Origin of the sequence: Stenotrophomonas maltophilia group sp. Smal17, assembly GCF_030237045.1 — a bacterium.
Classification (GTDB): domain Bacteria; phylum Pseudomonadota; class Gammaproteobacteria; order Xanthomonadales; family Xanthomonadaceae; genus Stenotrophomonas; species Stenotrophomonas forensis.
The window spans coordinates 50,077-76,309 of sequence record NZ_JASJSU010000003.1 but is presented as its reverse complement, the minus strand read 5'-3'; the positions used below and the strand labels follow the sequence as shown (position 1 = coordinate 76,309).

Sequence of the window (26,233 nt, the reverse complement as noted above, 5' to 3'; positions counted from 1 at the left end):
TCCGATGATCGGGCCGGGGAAAACGCATTCAGGGATGACATGCACCAGGGGACGGTAGCCAGTCAGGGCGTCGCGCGCGAGCGCGTGGTTCACGCCCAGCCAGATCTGGCGTTGCGGGGGCTGGTGCTGCTTGCGCAGTTCCATGGCATTGCTGCGGATGCGGAGCAGCTGGCGCATGCGCATGGACGCAACGGCGAAGCATTTGACGAGACGACCCTGCTGCTGGCCGCCCGCCGGTTGGGCCTCAAGGCCCGGATCTCAGCGACGCCGCAGCGGCGCCTTTCCAGGGTCACGCTGCCGGCGCTGGCGTTGGCGGGCGCGCATCCTTTCATCATTGCGCGGATCGACGCCGATCAGGTGCTCATCCACGACCTGGCCGAAAAGCGGCCGCGAACGCTCACGCTGGACGAACTGGGGCAGCGCTATGCAGGACGCCTGCTGCAGGTGACCTCGCGCGCCTCGGTGCTGGGCGAACTGGCAAGATTCGATTTCAGCTGGTTCATCCCGGCAGTCATCAAGTACCGGCGCTTGCTGGTCGAAGTGCTGATCGTCTCGTTCTTCATCCAGATGTTTGCCCTGGTAACACCGCTGTTCTACCAGGTAGTGATGGACAAGGTGCTGGTGCACCGGGGGCTCACCACGCTGGATGTGATTGCCATCGGCCTGGTTTCGATGGCGGTGTTCGACGTGGTGCTGTCAGGCCTGCGTACGTACGTCTTCTCACACACCAGCAGCAAGATCGATGTCGAACTCGGCGCGCGCCTGTTCCGGCATGTGCTTGCGCTTCCGTTGGCGTACTTCGAGTCACGCCGCGTGGGCGACACCATCGCCCGCGTGCGGGAATTGGAAAACATCCGCAGTTTCCTCACCGGGCAGGCGTTGACCTCGGTGCTGGACCTGTTCTTCACGGTTGTCTTCCTTGCCGTGATGTTCCACTACAGCGGCTGGCTGACCCTGATCGTGGCGCTTTCGCTTCCGGTGTATGCACTGATTTCGGCATTGGTGACGCCTGTACTTCGCAGGCGCCTGAATGACAAGTTCCAGCGTGGCGCCGACAACCAGGCGTTTCTGGTGGAGACCGTCAGCGGCATCGGAACGGTCAAGGCCATGGCGGTGGACCCGAGGGTGACCCGCACGTGGGACAGCCAGTTGGCGGGATACGTCAGCGCAGGCTTCAACGTCACCCGCATCGCCACGCTCGGCCAGCAGAGCGTGCAGCTTGTGCAGAAGCTGGTGGCCGTTGCGATCCTGTTCTGGGGCGCGAAGCTGGTCATCGAAGGCAAGTTGAGCCTGGGTCAGTTGATTGCCTTCAACATGCTGTCCGGCCAGGTGGCGGCGCCGATCATCCGCCTGGCTCAGCTTTGGCAGGACTTCCAGCAGGTCGGGATCTCGGTCGAACGACTGGGCGATATCCTCAATACGCGCACTGAGCTGCCGGGAAGCCGGATGGCATTGCCTCCGATCCAGGGCCGGATCACGTTCGAACGCGTCGGGTTCCGCTATCGTCCAGACGCTGCGGCCGTGCTTGCTGATATCGAACTGGATGTCCGGCCCGGCGAAGTGGTTGGTATCGTCGGGCGCTCAGGCTCGGGCAAGAGCACGCTGACCAAGCTGGTGCAGCGCCTGTATTCGCCGGAACAGGGCAGGGTGCTGATCGATGGACACGATCTGGCGTTGGCCGATCCGGCATGGTTGCGGCGACAACTCGGCGTGGTCCTGCAGGAGAATTTCCTGTTCAACCGCTCGGTGCGCGAGAACATCGCGCTGGGCGAGCCTGGCATGCCGCTGGAACGAGTAATCCAGGCCGCCACGCTTGCCGGCGCGCACGAGTTCATCATCGAGTTGCCCGAGGGCTATGACACCAAGGTGGGTGAGCATGGCACGGGGCTTTCCGGTGGACAGCGCCAGCGCATCGCTATCGCCCGGGCGCTGATCACCGATCCGCGCATCCTGATATTTGACGAGGCCACCAGCGCCCTGGACTACGAGTCCGAGCACGCCGTGATGTCGAACATGCGTGCGATATGCAAGGGCCGCACTGTACTGATCATCGCGCACCGGCTGTCTACGGTGCGCCACGCCAACCGCATCGTGGTAGTAGAGAAGGGGCGGATCGTCGAGGTTGGTGCACATGAGGAACTGATGCGCCGGCCGGAGGGCTTCTATGTGCGCCTGCATCGGCTGCAGGCGGGTGCGGCATGAAGCATCGGTTGCAGGCTGCAGGCGATTTCCTGCGACGATATGGGCGCGTGGCCGGTGCAGCCTGGAAGGCACGGGCGCAGATGGAGGCGCCACAGCGAACGGCAGATGAGCGTGACTTCCTGCCCGCCCACCTGGAGTTGATCGAGACCCCCATTTCGCCAACGTCACGCTGGAGCATGCGGATCATCATCGCGCTGTTCTGCGTGGCGCTGTTATGGGCATGCATCGGCCAGCTGGACATCGTAGCGGTGGCTCCGGGCAAGACTGTCGTCAACTCACGGACCAAGGTGGTACAGCCGGCCGAGACTGCGGTGGTGCGTCGCATACTGGTGCGCGACGGGCAGGCGGTGAAAGCGGGTGAACTGCTGATCGAGCTGGAGGGGGCGGGCACCGGGGCGGAGCTCGCCCAGGCTGACGAAGCGCTGACCAATGCACGGTTGGCGGCGCTGAGGCTTGATGCATTGCTGGTGGCCTTCGACACGGGCAACGTGCCGCAGCTGCCTCTGGACAGCAGGCTGCCTGCGCAGCGGCTGGCGGACGAACAGGTGCTCGTGCGCAGCCAGTTCGACGCATTCCAGGCCCGGCGCAATGGCTTGCAGGCCGGCATCCAACAGCGCCAGGCAGAGCTTCACACCACCGAGGGCCTGATCCAGCCGCTGAGCGATTCGGCGCAGATCGCACGCACCCGTGCGGCGGACTATGCGCGCCTGGTGGAGGGCAACTACGTAGGGCGGCATGACTATCTGCTGCGCGAACAGGAACGCATCGCCGCCGAGCGGGACCTGGCCACGCAGCGCAATCGGGTGCAGGAGCTGCGCTCGGCACTGCTGGCGGCACGGGAAGAACTGCGCGTGCTGGTCACCGATACCCGGCAACAGGCCCTTGATGAACTGCGCAAGGCCCAGGAGCAGATCGGGCAGATGGGGCCGGAAGTGGCCAAGACCGGTCAGCGCAACCGTCAGATGACGTTGCGCGCGCCAGTGGACGGAACGGTGCAGCAGCTGACCGTACACACCGTGGGCGGGGTGGTGACGCCGGCACAGCCGCTGTTGGTGGTGGTGCCCAGTGGTGATGGCATGGAAGTGGAGGCAACGCTGCTCAACAAGGATATCGGCTTCGTACGGCCGGGCCAGGCGGTCACCATCAAGATCGACAGTTTCCCCTACACACGGTACGGCTATCTCACCGGTACCGTCGTGAGCGTCTCCCATGATGCGGCACAGGATGAGCAACTGGGCCTGGTGTTTCCTGCACGCATCCGCCTGGACCGTTCCGAGCTGGATATAGGCGGCGTCAAAGTGAGGATGAGTGCTGGCATGAGCCTGTCCGCAGAAATCAAGACGGGGCGGCGGCGGGTCATCGACTATCTGCTCAGCCCTCTTCAGCAGCACGCGCAGGAATCGCTGCGTGAACGCTGAGCGCGATCCTGCAGTGGCTGGCAGGTGGCTGGCAAGCGTGTGCCGGCTGCGGTTCGGCCTGCTGCTGTGCTTGTCGATGTCGGCGATGCTGGTGGGGTGCGGGTCCGACAGGAAAGAGCCAGAGGCCGCACGGCTGCAGGGACGCATTGGTGGAGTCGCGCTGGAGGTGCCCAGAGAGGATGTGTGGATATGGGAGCAGGACCGGGACGCGCGCGCCGACCCCTCGTCAAGCTGCGGGGCACCGTTGCGCAGCGTTTCCATCCAGCTGCGTTGGCCGGAGATGGTGCCGCGCAACGCACAGACCCGGGAGGACTACGACCGGCATCACTCTGCGGGGAACGGCGATTCGAACTGGATTGACATCGGCCTGAACCAGGCAGGCGAGGGCGAGAACATCACGCTGCGGCAGATTCGTGACTGGGGACTGTACCGCCTTCACCATCAAAGACTGCCCGCCGAGGTCACATTCGAGTTCGGTCGTGACGCCGCCCTTGGACTGGAGATGGCCAGACCGGCGTTGCCGGAGAGCCGGAGCTTCAACTGGAACAGGGTCACCTATACCGACAGCCTGGACCCGGCACGCGCACCCACCGTCCTGATCCGCTGCATGACCGGGCCGCAATACGCACCTCCGCAGTGGACGCCACTGTGCGAGGCCTCGCTTGAGCAGCCTGGGCTGCTGAACGTACGCACCACCGTTGTTTATCGTCAGAACCTGTTGCCGCATTGGCGGAAGATCGAGTCGGATGTCCAGGCCTATCTGAAACGCATCAGGTCCCATTGCCCTACACACCGGAACGTGAAGGAGATTGAACATGGTTGAAACGATGACCGCCGAACAGCGTGCAATGGCGCGGGCGATGCTCGACAGCGGCAAGATCGAGGAGGTGTATCAGTTCATCGCCGGATTCGGGCATCGCTATGCCCGGCTGGCCAGTGGCGTGGCCGTGGGCAACATGTTCTCCGGTCTGACCGCACTGGAGTTTCTGGAGGAAACCGCAAAAGATCATGGAGTTCCGGTAGACGATGCAAAAATCCAGGCCGTGCGCGCGGGCATGGCCCGGGGTCTCCTGGATATGCTTGACCAGATCGCCAATGCGGCCGGTGATGTTGTCCGTGAGATTACCGCCGACGAAGCATGGACCTTCCACAATCGCATCTTCACCGAGCTCAATCTGCCGGTCGATTCCTGGACGTTGAATACGCCGTTCAAGCTGCTGGACGAACAGGAGCGTGCCGCCATCTGGGACTCGATGCTCGACAGCAACGGTCGTCTGCCATGGGACACCAAGGCCGGCATCGAACTGCTGGTCGAGGTGGTCAAGAACGCAGAGCACGATCCGCAGGGCGCCGGCACATGGTTCCTGCGCCTGGGGGCGAACGAGGATGTGTACTCGGCATGGCTGGCGCGGTTGAGCACCGAAATGCTGGAGGACGGCTCCGGATGGGTTGCCCGCCCCTTGGATCCCTTCCTGTTCTTCACCGGCGCGCTGATGCTGGATGCCCAGGACGGGGAGTTCAACAAGGACCAGATCCGCGAATTCCTCAATGCCCTGCCCGAGGTGCTGAAGCTGTCGGTCAAGCAAGGGAGCGGACTGACCGCCTATGGCTCGCTGCAGGGTGATGCCATCGACGGTACCGATGAGGCCGACGTCCTCTTCGGCCAGGATGGCGCAGACGTGCTCTCTGGCCTGGCCGGCAACGATGTGATCGACGGCGGTACCGGCAACGATACCCTGAACGGCGGCGCCGGCAATGACGCACTGTTCGGTGGCGCGGGCAACGATACGCTCGACGGCGGTACCGGCAGCGACCAGTTGCACGGCGGTCTGGGTTTTGACACCTACACCATTGGTACTGGCCTGGCCGGCGATCTGGATACGATCGTCGATACCGACGGCAACGGTACCGTGATCATCAACGGCAACGGCGCTTGGGCCAACGGACTCATCGCGACGTCAGCCACCACCTGGGAGAGCGCCGATGGCCAGATCAAGGTCAGCCACTCGGTCGCCAACGGTTCGAAGCTGATCATCCGCAGTGGCACCGACACCGGCAGCGTGATGGTCGACGGCTGGAGCCAGGGCCACCTGGGCATCACGCTGCCCGAGTTCAAGCCCGGCCAGGGAGGCACGGGAGGCACCGGGCTGGCTGATTTCCTCAATCCCTTCGTGAACAGCGTGCCCAGCGCTGCGGTCAACCTGTCCGGTGGCAATGGCCGCGACATGATCTGGGGAACCGCGTTCGGCAGTGGTGACACCCTGGACGGTGGTGAAGGCAGTGACATCATCAACGGTCGCGGTGGCGCCGACATCATCACCGGCGGCGTCGGCCACGACTTCATCTCCGGCCTGGGATCGGGGACGATCGCGCATGGCGGAGAGGGCAATGATGTCCTCAACGCACAGTGGAACTTCGGCTTTGATGTGCGCACGAATTCACGTGTACCGATTACCGAATCCGGCATCTGGCGCGACGTGGAGGCCTTCTTCAGCTGGAGCGCGATGCAGAGGCTGGGACGCCGCGATGATGGCAGCCTGGCCATCGGCTTCGACTATGGCCTGTCGGGCATGTTCGATTTCAGTGGCGCCTCGGTGGCGCCAGGCTGGACGTTCAGATTCCGGCGCCTGGACAATGATACCTACACCCTGGTCTACAGCAGCGCCACCGAGCCGGATGGCATCGCGCTGGGCCAGGGAAGGATCACCACGGAGGGCGGCTCCGGCATCACCTACACCAGCGGTGTGAGCCTGTTTGGCGAAGACGGCAACGACCAGCTCGGTGGCAGCAGTGCAGCGGATTACCTCGATGGGGGAGATGGTGACGATGCGATCAGTGGAGAAGGCGGCCACGATGTGATCCTGGCCGGGGCCGGCAACGACCAGGTGGCCGGCGGTGATGGCAACGACAGCATCGACGGCGGTGCCGGCAACGACGAGATGTGGGGGGAAGGTGGAAATGACCTGATCGACGGTGGAGACGGTGATGATCTGATCTGGGGTGACTACTACCCGCAATCCGGAATCGTTGGCGGCGGCAACGACATCCTGCGGGGTGGCGCCGGCAATGACCAGCTGTCCGGCCAGGCTGGCGATGATCTGCTGTCCGGCGGCATTGGCAACGATCTTCTGGTTGGCGGTACCGGCAATGATCGCCTGATGGGCGAAGACGGTGACGATGAGCTGCAGGGCGAAGACGGTGACGACACCCTTGACGGCGGCAATGGCGCCGACCGGCTGTTCGGGCAGGATGGCAATGATGTTCTGCTGGGAGGCGAGGGCGCCGATCATCTGGAAGGTGGCGATGGCAATGATCATCTCGATGGTGGCGCCGGCAAGGATGTGCTGATCGGCGGCGAAGGCGATGACACGCTCATGGGTGGCGAGGGCGACGACGAACTGTGGGGTGGGACTGGCAAGGACACACTGTCCGGTGGCGAGGGCGCCGACACCCTGCGCGGTGAAGCGGGCGACGATGTGCTTGCCGGCGGTGCGGGCAACGACATGTTGATGGGCGGCGATGGGCGCGACACGCTCGACGGCGGCGATGGCGACGACGAGCTGCAGGGTGGCGCCGGCAATGATTCCCTGAACGGCGGCAACGGCGCTGATCGTCTGTTTGGTGAGGATGGCAACGACAGCCTGTATGGCGGCGCCGGTGATGACGTCCTGGCCGGCGATGGCGGTGCCGGCAGTTCCGGTGCGGCTGGCAATGACTATCTCGACGGCGGAGCTGGCAACGACGTGCTGTTCGGGCAGGGCGGGCACGACGAGCTCAATGGCGGAGCCGGCGATGACAGATTGTACGGTGATGAAGACAATGGCCCGGGAGGCAACGATACGCTGCGCGGTGGCGCAGGCAATGACCTGCTGTCCGGCGGCGCCGGCGACGACATCCTGGATGGCGGCACCGGCAATGACGTGCTCTACGGTGGCACCGGCAACAACCAGTACCACTTCGAAGCGGGGTTTGGTATCGATCATGTCTACCTGCAGGAGGGCAATCCGGGTAGTGATCGCATCACCTTCGGTTCAAGCATCAACCAGGCCGACCTGCACTACGAGGCGTACGGGCTGGATCTGATCATCCGCCACATCAACGGCGCTGATACGGTGGTGGTGCACAACTACTTTGCATCCACCGGAGCGGGCGGGATCGCAGTGGGCGGCACCGACGTCACCGATCGCGGCCGCCTGGAGGAACAACTGGAGCTGCCGTCGCTTGTCTTCGGTACCGGCGGTGATGACAGCATGCTGGGCACCAGCGGCGATGACAGTCTGTATGGCGCCGACGGCAACGATACGCTGATGGGCCTGGAGGGCAACGACCGGCTGTTCGGGGGCGGCGGCGATGACCTGCTGATCGGTGGTTTTGGCCATGACGTGCTCGACGGCGGCGCCGGCAACGACATCTATCACTACGACTTCGGTCATGGCTACGACCGCATCATCAATCTGGGCAGCGCCGAGGCGGGCACGGACATCATCCGAATCGGCCCTGGGCTGACTCGGGCGATGATCAACAACGTCCAGATCTCCGGCGATGACCTGATGCTCGCCTTCTTCACCGGCGCGGGGTTCCAGTCACTGAGCCTGGATGGATTCCTTGCCGGGAGCAATCGCAGCCACATCATCGAATTCGACGATGGCACGTGGATGAGCGCCGAGGACTTCGTCGAGACGGCGCGCAGCTGGAACGGTACCGACGGTGACGATACATACACGGCGACCGATGAAGGCAACAACCTGCGTGCCGGTGCCGGCAACGATATCGTCCATGGCCAGGGGGGCAATGATCGAATCTTCGGCGGCGAAGGCGACGATCAGCTGTTCGGTGGCGACGGCAACGATGTGATCTACGGCGATGGCGGCGCGGACGTGCTTGATGGCGGCGCCGGTGACGACATGCTGTATGCCAACGAGTTCGGCGACGGCAGTCCCGATATCCTGCGCGGTGGCGCAGGCAATGATCGCTACTACATCAGCACCGGCTACCAGTACGGCAGCTCCCCGGACACGGTCATTGAACTGGAAGGTGAAGGCGTGGACACCGTCTTTGCCGAGTCCTTCTCGTACACCTTGACGGCCAATGTCGAGAATCTGGTGGGCGTGTTCAACAGCAGTACTTGGCATTGGCAGAATCCGTCCTATCCCGGTTGGATCGTGCACATTCCCCGCAGCTTGGTCGGCAATGATCTGGACAACATCATCCAGTTCGGCAAGCCGTCGTACATGGGCAGCCATAGTGGACGTTATTACGTGCTTGACGGTGGTGCCGGCAATGACACGCTGATCGGAACCGAGGCCAACGAAACCTATGTGGTCGACAGCCTTGGCGATGTGATCATCGAAGGTGACTGGGGCTCTGACAACCGCTTCTCCATTGATACGGTGCGTGCCAGCCTGTCCTATTCGATCGCCAATCTGGTCAACATCGAGAACCTCGAGCTGGTTGGCAGTGGCGATTGGGCAGGTTGGGGCAATGCGGGCAACAACACGCTCAACGGCCGCACGTCGATGGGTGCCAACCACCTGTACGGTGGGATGGGCGATGATCGCTACATCATCAGTGCCAACGATACGGTGGTGGAGCTGGCCGGCGAGGGCAACGATACCGTGGTGATTGACGCCATCGAGGATGGCGCGCCACAGAACCAGTGGTTCGATGTCGCCAATTTCGCAAATATCGAGAACCTGGAGCTGGGCAACAACCTGGTGCCTGATGGACGCGGCGCGGGCACCATCAACGGTGGCGCGTTCCATGCGAATCTGCGCGGCGATGCCGGTGACAACGTCCTGACCGGAAACGGGTTCAGCAACGAGATCCGCGGTGGCGGAGGCAACGATACTCTCAAAGGCGGCGATCGTGAGCCGAACACGGTCTACAAGGCCAGCCGGGACTACCTGTACGGTGAAGAGGGCAATGATCTGCTGATCGCAGGCCAGGGCGGTGCGGACCTGCATGGCGGTACCGGCGATGACGTGCTCAGGGGCGGTTATGGCGACGACGATTTCCACTACGGAATAGGCGATGGTCGCGATACGGTGGATTCCTGGGCCGGCGCCGGCCGCGACCGTGTGGTGTTTGGCGCAGGGATCGACCCGGACCACGTCACCTTCAGTCGCAGCGGTCTGGACCTGATCGCGCAGGTCGGCAGCGATCCGAATGATCAGCTTACGGTCAGCAGCTACTGGTATGAGGAGGGCGACAGGCTGGTGGTGCGTGGGGTGATCGACCACTTCCTGTTCGCCGACGGCACCGTGCGCCGCGGCGATCTGCACCAGCTGCCGTACACCAACAAGCCTCCGGTCACGCTGATCCCGTTCGTCGAGTTCGAGGCCATCGGTGAGACCGCCTTCTCGGCGAAGATTCCCTCGGGCATGTTCCAGGATGAGGCACAGGACACGCTGACCTATTCGCTGAGTGAGAACGCGCCAGCCTGGCTGGTCATCGATCCGCTCACCGGCGAGCTTACGGGCACACCGCCCAATGGCGGTGCGGATCTTTCGCTGGACATCATCGCCGCCGACAGCTGGGGGCAGCGCACCACGGCCTGGCTGACGGTGAATGTACGCAACGTGCTGCGGGGTACCGACGGCGCGGATGTACTTGCCGGCACCCAGTTCCGCGATGATCTGCATGGCGGCGCGGGCAATGATGTATTGAGTGGTGCAGGTGCCGGTGATCGCCTGTATGGCGGTGAGGGCGACGATATCTATGTGGTGAGCGACCCGAGCCAGCAGGTGATCGAACTGGCCGGCGGCGGTGACGACACTGTTCGCAGTGGCAGCCATCGCTACGTGCTGGGCGAGAATGTCGAGCGGCTCGAGCTGCTGGACGGTGCGTATGAGGGGACCGGCAACCAGGGCAACAATACGTTGATCGGCAATCAGGGCGACAACAGGCTTGATGGCGCCGCCGGGGAAGATCGCCTGGTCGGCGGTGGCGGCGATGATACCTACGTGGTCGACAGTGCCGGCGACGTTGTCATCGAGGTGGCCGGCGAAGGCATCGATACCGTGGAGTCGGCGCTGGACTGGCAGCTGGGCGACCATCTGGAGAACCTGGTGCTGACCGGCTCCGGCAACCTGAGCGGGGTTGGCAACAGCCTGGACAACGAGCTGTATGGCAATGATGGCAACAATCGGCTCGAAGGCGGCCTGGGTGCTGATCGTCTGTACGGTGGCCTGGGCGATGATCTGTACATCATCGAGTCGGCCCAGGATCGCGTGTTCGAGGACGAAGGCGGCGGCCTGGATACCATCGAGCGCCGCTTCGAGACGAACCTGATCCTGGCCGACAATGTCGAGAACCTGATCCTGGCCAACGGCATTGTGTCCGGCAACGGCAACGCGTTGGACAATGTCATCAATGGCAACGCTGCGGCAAACAAGCTGAGCGGCATGGACGGCAACGACACCCTTGTCGGTGGTGATGGCGATGACCAGCTATGGGGCGGCAGCGGTGACGATGTCCTGCGCGGTGACAATGGTGCGGACTATCTTGACGGCGGCAGCGGTGCTGATCAGATGAGTGGTGGCGCAGGCAATGACATCTACATCGTGGACAATACGGCGGACACGATCATCGAGCTTGCCGGCGGTGGCACTGACCAGGTGCAGTCTTCGGCTTCCTACACGCTGTCGGCGGATCTGGAGAACCTGTTCCTGACCGGAAGTGCTGACATCAACGGGACCGGCAACGCGCTGGGCAACTACCTGGCGGGCAACAGCGGCAGCAACACGCTCAACGGAGGAGGCGGCAACGACACGCTCAGTGGTGGGGGCGGCAACGATACCCTGCTGGGCGGAGCTGGCAATGACGCCTATCTGGTCGATGCGAACTCGGGCAGCGATGTGGTCGACAATACCGGTGGCGGCAACGATACGGTGTTCTTCCAGAACGGCGTCACCCGGGAGCGGCTGAGCTTCTCCCGCGAGGGGGATGACCTGTTGATCCGGATCGACCAGGCAGCCACGCCGGCGGTGCGCGTGCGCAATCACTTCCTCGGCGGGGACTGGGCCATCGATCAGGTTCAGCCTGACGGAGGCAGTTCACTCAGCGCGGCCCAGATCAATCAGCTGGTGAGTGGCGGCAGTGGGGGCGGATTCGACAAGACCATCACCGGCACCTCGGCGGGAGAGCAGTTGGTGGGCACTCCCGGCAAGGACCTGATCGAGGGACTGGGGGGCGATGACACGCTGTTCGGCATGGCAGGCGACGACACGCTGCGCGGAGGCGATGGCAATGATCAGCTTGCAGGCGGCAACGGCAGCGCTGCGGGCTCCGGCAACGACCGGCTCGAGGGCGGGGCAGGCAACGATACCCTGCGCGGCCAGGACGGCAACAACGTGCTTGTGGGTGGCAGTGGCGATGACCAGTACATCCATGGCGGCGGAAACGATGTGATCGACAATACGGGGGGCGGCGTCGACTGGCTGTTCTTCCAGAACGGCATTACCACCGGACAGCTTGCTTTCACCCGCGAAGGTGACAATCTGGTGATCGTTGTGAACGGAAACGCCAACCAGCGCGTCACGGTGACCAATCACTTCCTCGGCGGTGACTGGGCGCTCGACTACCTGCAGGCTGCCACCGGCAATGCGCTCAACACCGCGGCCATCAATGCGCTGGTCAGCAACGGCGGCGGTGACGGCGGAGGTACGCCGGGCGCCGGAAACGATGCCGACTACCCGTCCAAGATCAACGGTACGGCGAACGCCGAGCAGTTGGTCGGTACCAGCGGGCGTGACCTGATCAAGGGCCTTGCCGGCGACGACAAGTTGTTCGGAATGGGGGGCGATGACAAGCTGGAAGGCGGCGATGGCAATGATTACCTGTCCGGTGGCAACGGCAGCTTCAGCGGATCAGGCAAGGACATCCTGATCGGTGGCGCCGGCGATGACCAGCTGGTGGGCGAAGATGGCGATGACATGCTCATCGGCGGAGTGGGCAACGACACCTATTTCTACCGGGCCGGATCGGGCGCCGATACGGTGGACAACACCGGCGGTGGTACCGACTGGTTGTACTTCGATGGCATTGATCGCAGCCGCCTGAGTTATCACCGTGACGGCGATGATCTGGTCGTCAGGGTGGATGGCAGCGCCGGGCAGCAGATGCGTGTGCTTCGTCATTTCCAGGGTGGGCAGTACGCCATCGCTTTCGTGCAGCCTGGCGATGGTGGCTACGCCATCACCGCCGATCAGATTGCCAGTCAGTTGACACCGATGACGGCACTTCGCACCAGCATGACGTCTGACGCTGCGCCTGCGCCGGAGGGAATGTCGCTGGAGGCCGAGCTGCAGCATCTGGTAGGGGCCATGGGCGCGTTCCGGGCAGGTGCTGCCACCGGGCTCGTTGGCGATGTACCTGTGCAGCTGGCCGATGTCGACCCATCCCTGTGGGCGGGTGCACTGCACCGTCAGGAGGCGCGCGCCACACTTGTGCCGGGCTGATCCGGCCTACGCATGAGGTGGCATGCCCGCAACGGTTCCGGCAGCAGGGGCCGTTGCGGGCGGGTTGGGTCGATGAGCTTCGGCCGGCGGGGCATTGGCCGAACGGTAACACCAGGTAACAGCCTGCCTGGATTGGGTAACAAAGGGTGATCCGGGCACCGACAGCGGCCGCCACTGGGCTACCCTGTAGTTCCAGCGTAAGTTGTAGGGCGCACCGATGAAGGTTGTGGTTCTTGCTGCATTACTGATGGTGGCGCAGGCGCCTGCGATACACGCCCAGGCACTGCCTGCCGAGCTGGCCCAGCTGGGGATCATCGCCGGCATGCCTTACGCCAAGGCCAAGCGCCTGCTCGATGCGGCCGGCTGGCAGGCCCAGCCGATGCAGGGCGCGCCGGAATCGCTGGAAGGCTTTCCGGAAGTCGGATGCCAGAAAGGCGGAAAAGAGTGCGCCACGACCTTCGAAAAGGGCGATCAGCAGGTCGCGGTGCGGCTGGGCACTACCCTGGCAGGGCAGCCGTTCGTGCAGGGCGCTGACTGAGCGCCCCCTGCGCTCACGCCAGCGGCAGCCGGTCCAGCGCGTGCGACAGGCGATCATGCAGGTCGCGCACATGTTCGGCCTTGGCATGGGTCCGCGTGGTATCACCAAAGCTGCGCAGATAGGCGCAGGCCGCGAAGCCGGAACTCTTCTTCTCGTATTCGGCAATCCAGGCCAGGCGGTCCGGGTTGTTGGCCTGCTCGGTTGACCACGCGGCCACCGGCGGACGGATGCGGTGCTTCAGGCCGACGCGCCAGGGTTTGGGTGTCAGCCGTGCACGGAAGCAATGCTGCAACCGGCACATGCGCGCGTACAGGGTGTCGGCGCCCAGTGCCTTGAAGAACGCCTGCAGCTGTTCGTCCTCCGGTGGGAACGTGGCGTGCATGGCCAGCACGCGCAGTCCGGCCGGTGTCCGGTAGGCGCGCAGGTGCCAATCCGGATGCTGCTCGCTGAAGGTCGCGACCCGCTGCAGGGCCACACCCTCGGCGCCACCGGCCGCGGCCAGTCGGCGCCTGCGTTGCATCAGCAGCGCGGTATTCACCAGCACCACTGACGCCACGCCCAGCACCAGTCCCACCAGCCAGTGCCAGAGCAGGGTGCCGATGATGGCGCCGGCAAACAGCAGCACCGCCGCGATGAGGGCGGGCATCACGCACCCTGCCGGGGGCGGCGCGTGGTCGATGTCGGCGAACAGCACGTCCGGGGTGTTCAGGCACAGCGCACCGTAGCTGTTGCGGGTGATGATGACATCGCCGTCGCGCCGCACGATCTGCTCGCGGATCGGAACACCTTCCACACCGTAGTTGCTGCGCACCTCACGACGCGGCAGTGCCTGTCCGGCAAGGATGGCGTTGAGGGCTTCATTGGCACGCCGATCGGCGTGCCCCTGGGCCTCGGCCGGGCCTTCGTCGGACCAGCCGAAGCGGCGCACGACCACCGGCCGGCCGCGGAAACGGGCCTGCAGGCGGGCTTCGGCCCAGTACGCGGGGACGATCATCATCGTGCGGTGCTCCATCATCCGTGGCAGGTGCCGAAGCGAGTCTGGCACAGCGCCGGAGCGGCCGCATCCGCCTGCTGCGGCGGGTCGGGCAGAGTGGTAGATTGCGCGCTTCGCATGCACTCCACCAAGGACGGAGCGATGTTCATGATCCTGCGCGGCCTGTTGGCCCTGGCCTGTACCGGGGCGGTTGGCATGGCCATGGCGGCGGAGCCGGCCGCGCCGCAGATCCTCACCGAGGATGTCACCCGCTTCTACGCGCTGTACGACACTGCCGGCGGCAAGCCCAGCGTTGCACAGCTGCGTGGATACATGGCCGAGGGCTCGGTGGGCCTGGCGGAGTTGGCCAAGGCGCGGCGGGTCACTCCCGAACGGATTGCCGAAGCCATGGTCGCCCAGCCCGAGCTGTACGCCCAGGGACGAAACTGCCTGGCCGAGCTGCCGATGGTGAAGCAGCGTCTGACGCACGTGTTCGCCAACCTGCGAGCGATCTACCCGCAGACCCGGTTCCCGCCGGTGACCATCGCGGTGGGCCGTGGCCGGCCGGTCGGGCTGACCTCGAAGAGTGGGGTGATCATCGGCCTGGAAGCGCTGTGTGCGGCGGATTTCATGAATCCCAATGTGCAGGACCGCTTCGTTCACGTGATCGCGCATGAGTACGTGCACATCCAGCAGACCGGGCCGACCGACTTCGAGCCGGGCGATCCGCATGCGACGGTACTGCGCGTGTCGCTGGGTGAGGGCATCGCCGAGTTCATCACCGAACTGATTTCCGGCAACGTGGGCAATGGCCGCCATGCCGCGTGGACACGCGGCCGCGAAGTGCATATCGAAAGCGCGTTCGCACTCGACCTCGACAGCACCGACCTTTCGCCGTGGCTGTACAACTACACGCCCGGTTCGCAGGAGCCCTACGACCTGGGCTACTGGGTCGGTTACCGCATTGCCAAGGCCTACTACCTGCAGGCCAGGGACAAGCGTGACGCGGTGCGTGCGCTGATCCAGCAGGACAACCCGAAGACCATCCTGGCCGCCAGCGGCTGGACGCCGGGCATGTGGATGCCGGCGAAGGTGACCGGCGTGGCGGCGGGTGCGGTTGCGCGCTGAGCCTTGTGCACAGCGCTAGACTGCGGTTCTGGTCATCTGGAGAATCCGCATGCGTGGATCCGTGCTGCTTGCCGGTGCAATCACCGTTGTCATGGCGCTGAGCACGCCACTGGAGGCGGCCGAACAGGCGGCGGTCAATCCGTTGCTGGTCAAGCCTGTTGAACAGCTGCGTCCGGACGAAGTGCGTTTCATGCAGCAGCAACTGGCCGACTGGCCGCAGCTGCAGCGTTATCGCGACGCCAACGCACAGCTGCCTGCGGCAGTGCCCGGTCAACCACGCGTGGTGTTCTTCGGTGATTCGATTACCGAAGGTTGGGGCAGGGAAGGCAGCGCCTCGTTCTTTCCCGGCAGGGGCTGGCTCAACCGTGGCATAAGTGGCCAGACCACGGCGCAGATGCTGCTGCGTTTCCCGCAGGATGTGCTGGCACTGAAGCCGCAGGTGGTGGTGATCCTGGCCGGTACCAATGACATTGCCGGCAACACCGGCCCGTCTACGCAGGCGATGATCGAAGACAACCTGCACGCGATGGTGGATCTGGCGCAAGTGCATGGCGTCCGCGTGGTGTTGGCCTCGGTGCTGCCGGTCAGCGAGTACCCGTGGATGCCGGGCATCACGCCTGCGCCCAAGGTGCGTGCATTGAATACGGCGTTGAAGCGCTATGCAGAGGCGAAGCAGCTCATCTACCTGGACTACTACGCGCCGATGGCCAACGCGGCCGGTGGCCTCGACCCGCAGCTGGCCGACGACGGCGTGCATCCCACCGCGAAGGGCTATGAAGTGATGGCGCCGTTGGCCGAGGCGGCGATCAAGCGCGCGCTGGATCAGGCAGACTCACCAGCAACCACTCACCGAAACTGATCACCAGCGGATCTGCGGCGCTGTCCTCATGCACCAGCCAGCTCCAGCGTGGGCCGCGCACGCGTGCATCATCCAGCGGTTGCAGCAGTCCCTGCTCGCAGGCGCGCGCGGCCAGCAGCTCGCTGACCAGCGCGATGCCCAGCCCCTGGCACGCAGCATCCAGCAGCTGCCCGGGCTCGGAGAAATTCATGCCCTCGCGGCGCTGGCCCACGTCCGCGCCGCCCTGTACCTGCCACTGGCTCCAGTCCATTTCGCGCTCGCCATGCAGGGTCAGGCGCTGCTGCACGGGCGTGGCGAGCAGGGCCGGATGGCAGGCCGGATAGAGGCGATCCTGCAGCAGCACCCGATGCTGGCACTGCGCCTGTGAGTCGAGGTCATCACGCACCGCCACGTCCAGCGTCTGCGTGGTCATATCGGGTGCTTCCTCGCTGGTCAGCAGCCAGAGGTCGGCGCCGGGATTCAGGCGATGGAACTCCGCCAGGCGCGGCACCAGCCAATGGCGGGCAAAGGCCGGGCTGGTGTTGACGATCAATTGATTGGGTTTGCGGTATTGATCGAGCCGGCGGATGCCGCTGGCCAGCTGGCGCAGCAGGGACTGGGTGGTTTCCAGCAGATCAAGGCCGGCGTCGGTAAGGGTGACGCTGCGACCCTGGCGGAAGAACAACGGTTGCTGCAGGGCGTCTTCCAGGCCGCGGATCTGCTGGCTGATGGCCGATTGGCTCAGGTGCAGTTCCTCGGCGGCGCGATGGAAGCTGCCGAGCCGGGCGGCGGCTTCGAAGCCCCGCAGGGCGTTCAGGGGTGGCCAGTGCTTGAGCATTTCAGATAAGCAGAACTGTTCAGATGATGGCTGAATCTATCGTTTGTTCTTATGGATCGGCAAGCGCAGCATGGCGTCCATCCCACACCGGCCCTGGAGCCTGTCATGAGCAACCGTCGTCACTTCCTCACCCAGCTGGCGGGCGCCGCCGGTCTTGGCGGCCTGGCCGCCCTGGGTCTGGCCGGCCTGCCGGGTCGCGTGGCAGCGGCAGGTCCGGGCGCAGGCATCTGGCGCATGCCGGACGAGCACGGCCCGCAGGAGCGGGTGTTCCTGGCCTTCGCCGCGCAGCCGCGGGTATGGGGCGCGCAGGCCGATGCGGTGAACACCGCCGTGGCGCGGCTGGCGCGCACCATCGCCCGCCACCAGCCGGTCAGCGTGCTGTGCCGCCCGGCGCAATTGAAGCAGGCGCAGGATCGCTGCGGCCGCGACAACATCGAGTTCCTCGAGGTGCCGCTGGATGACATCTGGGTGCGCGACTACGGCGGCTGCTTCGTCACCAACGGCCGGGGCGGGTTGGGCCTGGTCGACTTCAACTTCAACGGCTGGGGTGGCAAGCAGAGCGCGCGCAACGATGGCGCGGTGGCGCCCTGGCTGGCGCAGGTGACCGGCGCGACGCTGCTGGAAAGTGACCTGGTGGGCGAGGGCGGCGGCATCGAAGTCGATGGCCACGGCACCGCCATCCTCACCGAGAGCTGCTGGGTGAACCGCAACCGCAACCCAGGCTGGTCGCGCGCGGACATCGAAGCCGAGCTGAAGCACCACCTCGGCCTGCGCAAGATCATCTGGCTGCCCGGCATCGCTGGCGAGGACATCACCGATGCACACGTGGACTTCTACGCGCGCTTCGTGCGTCCGGGTGTGGTGATCGCCAACCTCGACAACGATCCGGACTCCTATGATTACGACCTGACCCGCGAGCACCTGCAGATCCTGCGCGGGGCCAGCGATGCCGATGGCCGCCGCCTGCAGGTGCATACGCTGCCGCCGCCGCTGGACGGGCGCGACAACGTGCATACCCGCGACAACGACGATCTGGCGATGGGCTACATCAACTACCTGCCGATCAATGGCGCGGTGGTCGCGCCGCAGTTCGGTGATGACGCCGCCGACGGCTACTGCCGTGAGCTGCTGGAAGAGCTGTATCCGGGCCGCGTGATCGAACAGGTGGACATCGATGCGATTGCCGGTGGCGGCGGCGGCATCCATTGCGTGACCAAGAACATGCCGAAGGTGGAGTGAGGGGCCTCAGGCGTCGTCCTGCTTCAACGCGGCATCGGCCGCCAGCAGCGCCTCGGCGGCCGCACTCAGTGGCGGCGACGGCGGGGCCACCACACCGATCGCTTCCATCATCTTCGGCATGCTGAGGAACTGGCGCGCGCGGCGGTCGTAGATACCGGTGACCAGCAGCGCGCGGGTGGCGATCTTCTGTTCGGCGCCGATCAGCACACGCTGCTCCATGATGCCGCGCGAGCCCACCCAGCCGACCAGCCGGGTTTCCAGGGTGAAGCGCTGGAACGGCTTCAGCTCGCGGCGGAACTGGATGGTGCCGGCGCCGACGATCGGCGCCCATTTCTCGCGCAGTGCCACCCGGCCCAGGCCCATGCGCAGGATCAGGTCCAGTCGGCCCAGGTCGAAGATGTTCCAGTAGCGGCCATTGGTCATGTGCAGGTTGCTGTCCAGGTCGTTGGGCAGCACCCGGAACTGCAGCCGCGAGACCCCGAACGGGGCGTCCAGCTTCGGCCGGAACAGGCTGCACAGCAGCAGGTGGAGCAGGCGGAACCAGAGATTCATGGCTATGACGACTGTTATAGAACGGCCGGTACGCTAATCTATGACGACTGTCTTAGCAAGGAGCCTGCCGTGAGCCCGCGATCCTCTGATGCGCCTCAACGCGTGATTGATGCCGCGGCACAGATGCTGGCGCGCGTGGGCCTCAATGCCACCAGCATCCGCGAGGTGACCAAGCTGGCCGAAGCGCCGCTGGGTTCCACTTATCACCATTTTCCCGGCGGCAAGCAGGAGCTGCTGGCGCGTGCCACTCACATGGCCGGCGACAAGGTGGAAGCACTGCTGGTGGAGCTGCTGAAGGGCGGCGCGGCGCAGGGCCTGCAGCAGTTCCTGGCGATGTGGCGCGAGCGGCTGCTGCGCTCCGGCTTCCGTGCGGGGTGCCCGGTGCTGGCCGCTGCGGTGGAGGAGCCAGTGGAGGCGATGCACAGCCAGCCCCGCGCGGCCGCCGCGGAGGTGTTCGCGCGCTGGCAGGGCCATCTGGCCTCGGCCTTCATCGCTGAAGGTCACGATCCAGCCGCTGCGGCCGGTCTGGCCAGCCTGGTGATCGCCAGCGTGGAAGGCGCGGTGGCGATGTGCCGTGCCCTGCAGGACATCGCCCCGTTCGATCAGGTGGCCGCACAGTTGCTGAAAGCCGCGGCGACGCCTTGATCCGGCTATCCGCGTGCGGGAGACGCGCAGCAGGTCATCGGAAGATCATCAAGTAGCCCCAGCCGAGCACGATGGGCAGGAACGCTGCGACGGCCGACGCGCCCAACCAAAGAAAGTAGCTGCGAGCGGCGGGCGCTCCTTGCCGCTTGAGGGCCCAGGCATGCGTCGGGAGTACCAGCAACGCCTGAACTACAAATGCAACCACGGCGGCAAGCCATGCCACCAGGACGCCGAGGCAGCCATCGCTGAAGCAGCGGCTACCAAACCAGGAACCCCAACCGGCGAGGCCAAGCATTGGAACGAACATCACGAGGGCGGCGGAGCGGGTGAGCTGGGAGACGTGCATGCCGTAGAGCATACTTTTTCTGGCAGAAAGCCATGATCCAGCCGCCGGCGCGCGAGTACAAAGCAGGCGCCAGTCCGGTCCGTGGGTGTTTGACCCGCAGTCCCATCGCGCTAGACTCCGCCCATCACCACCTACGCGTGCCCGGCAAGGATGTCCGCATGCAGTATCAGGTTCCCGACGTTCGTGGCCGCGATGCCTCCCGTCCCCTGGCGGCTGCATGAAGCGCTCGCGCCACTTTTCACGCAGCCCACTGAAATTGCCCGTGAACCGCGGTAGCGAAGTCGTGCGTGCGCGCCGGCACCTGCAGCAGCGTAGTTGGCCACGCCTGCAGATGGCGCTGATCGTCGCCCTGACCGGTGCGGCCGGTTTCCTTGCCTCGTACCTGCTGCGCCTGGCAGGTATCGACGCGATGCTGCTTCGCTACCCGATGGCCGTAGTGCTGGCCTACGGCGTGTTCCTGCTGCTGATGTGGATCTGGATCCGCTGGCGCTGGGACAACGTACTGGATGGCCTGTCGCCGGACATGGGCGGTGGCAGCCCATCCCCTCGTGGAAGTGCCGTGGAATCTCCGTGGAGCGGTGCCGAGGGGCGCTCCGGCGGTGGCGGTGTGTCGGCGTCGTGGAGTGATTCGGCATCGCCGAGCGGCGCGGAGGTGAGTGAGTTGCCACTGGCTGGATTGGCTGAAGACGAAGCGGGCCTGCCTCTGCTGGCCATCCTCGGCATCGTCGCGCTGGTGGCGACCGTCCTGCTGGCGAGCGTGTGGGTGGTGTGGTCGGCGCCGGTGCTGATGGCTGAACTGCTGGTGGACGCCGCCATCGCTGGTGGCCTGTACCGGCGCATGCAGGGCATGCAGGAGCAGGGATGGTGGCGGGTATGCGTGACGCACACGATCTGGCCGCTGCTCGGCCTGCTGCTGTTCTTTGCAGTGCTGGGTTGGCTTGCGCAGGAACTTGTGCCGGGTGCGAGCCATCTGCTGCAGGTCATCCAAGCGCTGTAGCACCACGTTTCCGGCCGATATCCCAACCTGCTTCATTTCTTCCAGGAACTTCATGCGACAGCGCATTGCACGGAAGCGCATCCTGACGACAGCGGTCGTCCTGTTCGTGGCTGTTGGCGCAGCGCTGATGGTCAGTGTGCGCCCGCAGTGGCGGCAGGACAGCGGTCCGCCGCCGATCAACCTCGGTACCGCACAGATGCAGGCCGAGGTGATGGCAGAGCTGATCGACCTGCGACCGACACCGCCAGGAAAGCCGCCGGTACCTCCGATTCCAATGAAGGCAGTCTCCTCCCCGATGCTGACCGGTAACAGTGGGTTCGCGACCGCAGAGGTGCCACTGCAAGACGCCGCGCCAGCACACTTCGAGCCGCGCAGCTGGGAGCCCGACATGCCATTCGCTGTGATGGAATGGACCGCACCTTCCTGCGGTGAAGGAGACCCCGCCCCGGTCTGCCAGGTTAGTCACAGCGTCGTCGAGTGGCGCGATGATGACAGTGCGGCATCCTTTCAACTGCAGCAGCATCTGGAGGCGATGTTGCAGGTCGCGAACCGCCGGGCTGTACGCGTACCCGACCTCGCGTTTGGGCTTGCACACGCGCGGGCGCAACGGATGACGTGGGACGAACTTCAGCAACGGCGCGCGCGTGGCATCGAGGGATGTACGGATGGCCTGGGCAATCCCGATCTGGGCGTTGTCTATCTGCAGCGCCCTGTGTTCAGCCTGGACGGTAACTGGGCAATGGCATCGGTCGCCTCGGATCTGTGCAGTGGAGGAACGGCGATGCGCGTCCTCTACCTTCTGCACCGCGGGAAGGGCGGATGGGAGCGTATTCGAGTGGAGCCTGTCCGCTATACGGGCTTTGGACACGGCCTGTGGCCCGCATTGCCGGAGTCGTGATGACAGACTCGCAGCGCTGGACCTGCGGCACGCTGGCTCTGCTGCTGGTGGGAATTGGCGCAGCGTTGCGGTGGTGGGTTGGCAGCACCCTCGGTTACAACCCTTGGCAGGAGCTGCTCGCACCCGGCGACGGCTCGCTCGGTTCGACGCTGCTGAGTACGTCGCCGAAGTGGTTGGCGGCACTGGTGCTGATCGGCTTCGCGCCTTCCATCTGGAAACACAGCGAGCGCCTGCCGGCCTGGTGTATCAGCTGACCCTGGAACGGTGGCGCCGGATCACACCCGGCGCCGCCTGCGGCAATCAGTCAAAGCGCCAGCGCACGCCCGCATAGACGCCACGGCCTTCGCCCGGCGTCGAGCGCGCCACATCCTTGCCCACATCGTCATAGCCCGGCGTGACCGTAGCAGCGTAGTGGCGGTCGCCGATGTTGCGCATTTCCGCCCAGGCCTGCCAGCGGCCGCCCGGTGCGTCGTAGCCGATGCGGCTGCCGAAGATCACATGGCTGTCGGCCCAGTAGCTGTTGGCGTAATCCACGGCAATGCGCGAGGCGTACTCGGTGTTGAGTGCGGCGTACAGGCCGGAGGCATGGTCGAAGCGCAGTTCGGCCTGGTAGCTGTGCTGCGGCAGGCCGGGCAGGCGGTTGCTGCCGAAGCGCGCGTCGTGGCGGTAGCGGAAATCACTGAAGGTATACGCCTGGCGCAATGACAGGCGCCCCGGCGCGGCCTGCCACAGCGTGCTGTCCAAGCCGGCCTCGATGCCACGGTGCACGGTCGGGCTGGCGTTGTTCTCGGCCACGAACAGGTTTGGCACCGGCTGCAGCTCCACGCTCAGCAGTTCGTGGTTCACGTGTGCGTAGTAGCCGGTCAGTTCCCAGCGGCCCAGCACAGCGTCGCCACGTGCGCCCAGTTCCAGCGTGGTGGCGGTCTGGTTCTGCATCGGCACCGGCGCGCGCTGGCGGCCGGTGGACGGTCCATTGCCTGGCCCGAAGTACTGGTTCGAGCCCCAGATCATCGACCACGGGTGCGGTGCTTCCACCGAACGGCTGAGGTTGCCGAACCACTGCGTCTGCGCGCTGTGCTGCCAGGTGAAGCCCAGTCGAGGCGCATAGTCCCAGTCGTGGTCGCGCAGGCGGCCGCCACTGCTCGGCCAGGTCACCTGCACATCACGGCGGGTGTTGATCAGCGCCAGCCCGGTCTGCAGGCGCAGGCGGTCGTTCAACGTGAGGGTGTTGCTGACGTGCAGGGTGCTGTCAGTGCCGTGGTGGCGGAAGTCGCGCGTGCGCGTGCCAGCGGCGTAGCCGTTGTTGGCAAAGCGCAGCGACTCGCGCACGTCGGCGTCCAGGTCGTGGGTGACGCGCAGGCCTACGGTGGTTTCGCTGTCCAGGCCGAACAGCCGGTGGCGCTGGCGATAGTCCAGCGTGGCATTGAGGTTGGCGTAATCCAGCTGCTGGCGGTACAGGCTCTCGTTCAAGTCCATCGGGTACTTGTGATAGACCAGCCCGGCCTGCAGCGAGGAATCCTCATCGATCTGCAGCGTGGTGACATTGCCCACCCACGTGCTGCCCGGCTGCGGGCGGCGCGCATCAATGGCCAGGTTGGCCGGGTTCGCCGCACGCGGGTCGTTGCGGATCTGGGCGCGGGTCAGGCGCCCGGGCGTTTCGTGATTGGTTTCGCGGTAGCGAACGAAGAAGCGCGTCTGCAGGTCGGGCGTGATCTGCCAGCCGATGTTGGCCATCGCGCCCTTGCCGTCGCCACGGGCATGGTACTGGTAACCGTCGAATTCGGTATCGGTGTAGGCCAGGAAGTAGTCGACATCGCCACTGACACCCCCCCAGCTGATCCCGCGCTTCTGGTAGCCACGGCTGCCGGCTTCGTAATGCAGCTGCACGCCCGCCGAATCACGGCCGCTGCGGCTGACGTAGTCGATGGCGCCGCCGAGTGCCAGCGCGCCACGCTCGAAACCGTTGGCCCCGCGCAGCACTTCCACGCGCGACAGCCACAGCGGTTCCAGCAGCTCGTAGGGCGTGCCGCCCGGTCCGGTCAACGGCAGGCCATCGATCGACACGGCAATACCCGAGGCGTGCGCGCCCGGGCCGCGGTTGATGCCGGAGCCGCGGATGGAGACCTTGGTGCCCTCGTTGCCCGGCGATTGCACGCTGATACCCGGCTGGTAGGCCAGCACATCGGCGCTGCTGGACAGTCGGCTGTCGGCCTTGGCCACATCGATGACGTTGCTGGCGCCGGGCACGCGCTTCAACGCCTCGCGTGCCTGGGCGCTGGCATCGGCGGCGGTGACTTGCACCGCATCCAGCGTGGTGGCCTGCGGGGCGGCGTGGGCGGTAGCGGCGAGGCCGAGAGAAACGGCCAGGAACAGTGGCGACGGAGTGGGGCGGTACGACGAGAGCGACATGCGGGACTGCTGTAAACCGCGAAAGTGTCGCGCAAGTTAACAGGTCGCGCGCGCCGCGTCACCCATCGGCGGCGTATGGCCGCCCGCGCACTTGTAGAGTCGAGCTTGCTCGACTGCTCTTTCGCACTTGTAGCGTCGAGCCGTGCTCGACTCCGATGCAGAGAAGCAGTCGAGCAAGCTCGTCTCTACAATCGGTTTACGGTGAAGGCTTCGCCAGCGCCTTGGCCTTCGCATACAGCCGATCAGACGTTTCCTTCTCGCCCAGCGCCGCATGGCACTCGGCGAGGCTGTCCCAGGTATTGGCCGAATCCGGATACAGCTCGGTATTGAGGGTGAACACCTTCAGCGCCTTGCGCGCGCCCAGACTCTCGCGGATGGCATAGCCGCTCGCATTGATCGCACGCTCCCGTTCGTTGCCCGTAATCCGCGTGTCGTCGCGCAACCAGGCCCGCATCGCCTGCGCGGCGCCGGCATCATCATCCTGTGCATAGGCGATCAGTCGCTCCGACAGCACTGCATGCGGAAACTCGGCGGGCGCGGCCACCGCCATCGTGCTCTCCACCAACGTGCTCGACCACACATTGCGCGCGCTGCCATTGGTCAGGTACACGAACACCCAGTAGCCACTGGCCAGCGTGTCCTTGTAGGCCAGCCGCACCCGTACGCGGGTGCCACCATCGTGACCGACCTGGGTGTAGTCGTCGCTGTGCGTGGTGTCCCAACCAGTGGAGAAAAAGTTGCTGCCGCCACCGCTCAGTTTCTGCGGCTTCCATAGTTTTTCCAGCGTCGCCGTGCGTACCAGCTTTCCGGTCGCCAGCGCCTGCAGGAAGCGGTTCATGTCGCCCACGGTAGTCTGCAGATCGGCATGGCCCCAGCCGTAGTCCGGCCACGGATCTTCGTTGGCGGGCTGCAATGTGCCGTCCTCGCCGATGTGCGGCACCGCTGCGCGCTGCGCCGGCACGCTGGCTGCTCCCCATGAAGTGCTGGTCATCTTCAGCGGTTGCAGGATGCGTTCGCGCGCGATGGCCGGGTAGGGCTTGCGGTAGTGCGCTTCCAGCAGGGCGGTCAGCACCAGGTAGTTGGCCTGGGTGTATTGCACGCGGCTGCCGGCGGCGAATACGAGTGGTGCTGCACCGGCCACCTTCAGCGCCGAGGCGAGATCGGGTGCCATGCCGTCATAGCCCTTGCTGATCCAGTGGCCGTCGCGGCGGTCGGCGTACTCGCCAATGCCGGAACTGTGGTTGAGAAAATCGCGCACGGAGATCGCCTGCCATGCCGACGGCAATTCAGGCACATAGCGGCTGGCGGGTGCATCCAGGTCCACCTTGCCTTGTTCCACCAGCTGCATCACCAGTGTGCTGGTCAGCAGCTTGGCCACCGACTGCGAGGTGAAGATGGTATCGACGGTGGCAGGCGCATGCGTGGCCGGGTCGCGTTCACCGCTGGCGCCCTGGTAGAGCACGTTCCCGTTGCGCGCGACCAGTACCGCCTGGCCGGCAATACCGTAGCGTTCGCGGTTGGCCTGCAGTTGAGCGTCGAGCTGGGAAGAAAGGCCGGTAGGGACGTCACGCGCCGAGGCGGGCAGGGCGATGGCCAGGGCGCAGAGCAATGCAGCAGCAAGGGTGCGGTACATCGCGGTGATCCGTCAGCGGCGATGGCGCATCTTGGTCACGGCGGAAGATCGGGTCAAGGGCACCGATTCCCGCATCAGGGAGAGCCGGCCAGCGGCCGGCACTACCACACCTGCCAGGGCG

The 26,233-nt window shown here is 65.1% G+C and carries 17 protein-coding genes and 1 pseudogene; 12 read left to right on the top strand and 6 right to left on the bottom strand.

The window, feature by feature from the left end:
• The first annotated feature begins 39 nt into the window (after window positions 1-39).
• The 5 genes from QRO93_RS02225 (at window position 40) to QRO93_RS02205 (ending at window position 13,616) form a co-directional block, all read left to right on the top strand.
• A complete protein-coding gene (locus QRO93_RS02225) occupies window positions 40-2,202 on the top strand; it encodes a type I secretion system permease/ATPase (protein ID WP_053450202.1) in 2,163 nt (720 codons plus the stop codon).
• A complete protein-coding gene (locus QRO93_RS02220) occupies window positions 2,199-3,620 on the top strand; it encodes an HlyD family type I secretion periplasmic adaptor subunit (protein ID WP_053450201.1) in 1,422 nt (473 codons plus the stop codon). The genes QRO93_RS02225 and QRO93_RS02220 overlap by 4 nt, the downstream gene beginning before the upstream one ends.
• Window positions 3,610-4,443 (top strand): hypothetical protein, encoded by an 834-nt coding sequence (locus tag QRO93_RS02215; RefSeq protein ID WP_238581818.1) that lies wholly within the window; start codon window positions 3,610-3,612, stop codon window positions 4,441-4,443. The genes QRO93_RS02220 and QRO93_RS02215 overlap by 11 nt, the downstream gene beginning before the upstream one ends.
• Window positions 4,436-13,078 carry a putative Ig domain-containing protein gene (locus tag QRO93_RS02210; protein WP_285303933.1) on the top strand — a complete coding sequence of 2,881 codons (8,643 nt, stop codon included), beginning with the start codon at window positions 4,436-4,438 and terminating at the stop codon, window positions 13,076-13,078. Before QRO93_RS02215 ends, QRO93_RS02210 begins: the two co-directional genes overlap by 8 nt.
• A 217-nt stretch (window positions 13,079-13,295) precedes the next feature.
• Window positions 13,296-13,616, top strand: a complete 321-nt coding sequence (locus QRO93_RS02205) for a hypothetical protein (protein ID WP_180880185.1) — start codon at window positions 13,296-13,298, stop codon at window positions 13,614-13,616.
• 13 nt (window positions 13,617-13,629) lie between these two features.
• Here QRO93_RS02205 and QRO93_RS02200 read toward each other — a convergent pair whose 3' ends face one another.
• The gene (locus QRO93_RS02200) at window positions 13,630-14,613 is read right to left on the bottom strand and encodes a hypothetical protein (RefSeq protein WP_180880187.1); all 984 of its coding nucleotides are present in this window, start codon (window positions 14,611-14,613) and stop codon (window positions 13,630-13,632) included.
• Between the two features lie 138 nt (window positions 14,614-14,751).
• Here QRO93_RS02200 and QRO93_RS02195 point away from each other — a divergent pair, with 138 nt between their 5' ends.
• A complete protein-coding gene (locus QRO93_RS02195) occupies window positions 14,752-15,717 on the top strand; it encodes a DUF2268 domain-containing putative Zn-dependent protease (RefSeq protein ID WP_180880189.1) in 966 nt (321 codons plus the stop codon).
• A gap of 49 nt (window positions 15,718-15,766) precedes the next feature.
• Window positions 15,767-16,576 (top strand): SGNH/GDSL hydrolase family protein, encoded by an 810-nt coding sequence (locus QRO93_RS02190; RefSeq protein ID WP_180880191.1) that lies wholly within the window; start codon window positions 15,767-15,769, stop codon window positions 16,574-16,576.
• Here the strand turns inward: QRO93_RS02190 and QRO93_RS02185 are convergent.
• Window positions 16,524-17,393: a LysR family transcriptional regulator gene (locus QRO93_RS02185; protein ID WP_180880193.1), complete on the bottom strand. Its 870-nt coding sequence runs from the start codon at window positions 17,391-17,393 to the stop codon at window positions 16,524-16,526. The two genes, QRO93_RS02190 and QRO93_RS02185, sit on opposite strands and share 53 nt — an antisense overlap.
• 105 nt (window positions 17,394-17,498) lie before the next feature.
• Between QRO93_RS02185 and QRO93_RS02180 the strand changes: the two genes are divergently transcribed.
• Window positions 17,499-18,632 carry an agmatine/peptidylarginine deiminase gene (locus tag QRO93_RS02180; RefSeq protein WP_053511302.1) on the top strand — a complete coding sequence of 378 codons (1,134 nt, stop codon included), beginning with the start codon at window positions 17,499-17,501 and terminating at the stop codon, window positions 18,630-18,632.
• A 6-nt stretch (window positions 18,633-18,638) separates the two neighbouring features.
• Here the strand turns inward: QRO93_RS02180 and QRO93_RS02175 are convergent, their stop codons facing one another.
• Window positions 18,639-19,184 carry a thioesterase family protein gene (locus tag QRO93_RS02175; RefSeq protein ID WP_053450193.1) on the bottom strand — a complete coding sequence of 182 codons (546 nt, stop codon included), beginning with the start codon at window positions 19,182-19,184 and terminating at the stop codon, window positions 18,639-18,641.
• A gap of 69 nt (window positions 19,185-19,253) precedes the next feature.
• On the opposite strand from QRO93_RS02175, the gene QRO93_RS02170 reads away from it, so the two are divergent.
• Window positions 19,254-19,829, top strand: coding sequence for a TetR/AcrR family transcriptional regulator (locus QRO93_RS02170; protein ID WP_285303932.1), 576 nt, complete (start codon window positions 19,254-19,256; stop codon window positions 19,827-19,829).
• Between the two features lie 34 nt (window positions 19,830-19,863).
• On the opposite strand, the gene QRO93_RS02165 is transcribed toward QRO93_RS02170, so the two are convergent.
• A complete protein-coding gene (locus QRO93_RS02165; protein ID WP_180880197.1) occupies window positions 19,864-20,187 on the bottom strand; it encodes a hypothetical protein in 324 nt (107 codons plus the stop codon).
• Between the two features lie 205 nt (window positions 20,188-20,392).
• Between QRO93_RS02165 and QRO93_RS02160 the strand changes: the two genes are divergently transcribed.
• The 3 genes and pseudogenes from QRO93_RS02160 to QRO93_RS02150 form a co-directional block, all read left to right on the top strand.
• Window positions 20,393-21,172, top strand: coding sequence for a hypothetical protein (locus tag QRO93_RS02160; RefSeq protein ID WP_180880199.1), 780 nt, complete (start codon window positions 20,393-20,395; stop codon window positions 21,170-21,172).
• A 52-nt stretch (window positions 21,173-21,224) separates the two neighbouring features.
• On the top strand, window positions 21,225-22,070 hold the full coding sequence (locus QRO93_RS02155; RefSeq protein WP_180880201.1) for an energy transducer TonB: 846 nt from the start codon (window positions 21,225-21,227) through the stop codon (window positions 22,068-22,070).
• A 2-nt stretch (window positions 22,071-22,072) separates the two neighbouring features.
• Window positions 22,073-22,324, top strand: a pseudogene (locus QRO93_RS02150) (hypothetical protein); the annotation flags it as partial.
• Between the two features lie 46 nt (window positions 22,325-22,370).
• On the opposite strand, the gene QRO93_RS02145 reads toward QRO93_RS02150, so the two are convergent.
• Both QRO93_RS02145 and QRO93_RS02140 read right to left on the bottom strand, forming a co-directional pair.
• The gene (locus QRO93_RS02145; RefSeq protein WP_180880202.1) at window positions 22,371-24,479 is read right to left on the bottom strand and encodes a TonB-dependent receptor domain-containing protein; all 2,109 of its coding nucleotides are present in this window, start codon (window positions 24,477-24,479) and stop codon (window positions 22,371-22,373) included.
• Between the two features lie 196 nt (window positions 24,480-24,675).
• The gene (locus QRO93_RS02140) at window positions 24,676-26,112 is read right to left on the bottom strand and encodes a serine hydrolase (RefSeq protein ID WP_180880203.1); all 1,437 of its coding nucleotides are present in this window, start codon (window positions 26,110-26,112) and stop codon (window positions 24,676-24,678) included.
• Window positions 26,113-26,233: the final 121 nt, after the last annotated feature.

Excerpts from the sequence above, each read along its gene's own strand:
- QRO93_RS02175 (WP_053450193.1), bottom strand. The coding sequence starts at position 19,184 with ATGAATCTCTGGTTCCGCCTGCTCCACCTGCTGCTGTGCAGCCTGTTC.
- QRO93_RS02200 (WP_180880187.1), bottom strand. The coding sequence starts at position 14,613 with ATGATGATCGTCCCCGCGTACTGGGCCGAAGCCCGCCTGCAGGCCCGT.
- QRO93_RS02220 (WP_053450201.1), top strand. The coding sequence starts at position 2,199 with ATGAAGCATCGGTTGCAGGCTGCAGGCGATTTCCTGCGACGATATGGG.
- QRO93_RS02165 (WP_180880197.1), bottom strand. The coding sequence starts at position 20,187 with ATGCTCTACGGCATGCACGTCTCCCAGCTCACCCGCTCCGCCGCCCTC.
- QRO93_RS02225 (WP_053450202.1), top strand. The coding sequence starts at position 40 with ATGCACCAGGGGACGGTAGCCAGTCAGGGCGTCGCGCGCGAGCGCGTG.
- QRO93_RS02155 (WP_180880201.1), top strand. The coding sequence starts at position 21,225 with ATGCGACAGCGCATTGCACGGAAGCGCATCCTGACGACAGCGGTCGTC.
- QRO93_RS02190 (WP_180880191.1), top strand. The coding sequence starts at position 15,767 with ATGCGTGGATCCGTGCTGCTTGCCGGTGCAATCACCGTTGTCATGGCG.
- QRO93_RS02210 (WP_285303933.1), top strand. The coding sequence starts at position 4,436 with ATGGTTGAAACGATGACCGCCGAACAGCGTGCAATGGCGCGGGCGATG.
- QRO93_RS02195 (WP_180880189.1), top strand. The coding sequence starts at position 14,752 with ATGTTCATGATCCTGCGCGGCCTGTTGGCCCTGGCCTGTACCGGGGCG.
- QRO93_RS02140 (WP_180880203.1), bottom strand. The coding sequence starts at position 26,112 with ATGTACCGCACCCTTGCTGCTGCATTGCTCTGCGCCCTGGCCATCGCC.
- QRO93_RS02145 (WP_180880202.1), bottom strand. The coding sequence starts at position 24,479 with ATGTCGCTCTCGTCGTACCGCCCCACTCCGTCGCCACTGTTCCTGGCC.
- QRO93_RS02160 (WP_180880199.1), top strand. The coding sequence starts at position 20,393 with ATGAAGCGCTCGCGCCACTTTTCACGCAGCCCACTGAAATTGCCCGTG.
- QRO93_RS02205 (WP_180880185.1), top strand. The coding sequence starts at position 13,296 with ATGAAGGTTGTGGTTCTTGCTGCATTACTGATGGTGGCGCAGGCGCCT.
- QRO93_RS02185 (WP_180880193.1), bottom strand. The coding sequence starts at position 17,393 with ATGCTCAAGCACTGGCCACCCCTGAACGCCCTGCGGGGCTTCGAAGCC.
- QRO93_RS02180 (WP_053511302.1), top strand. The coding sequence starts at position 17,499 with ATGAGCAACCGTCGTCACTTCCTCACCCAGCTGGCGGGCGCCGCCGGT.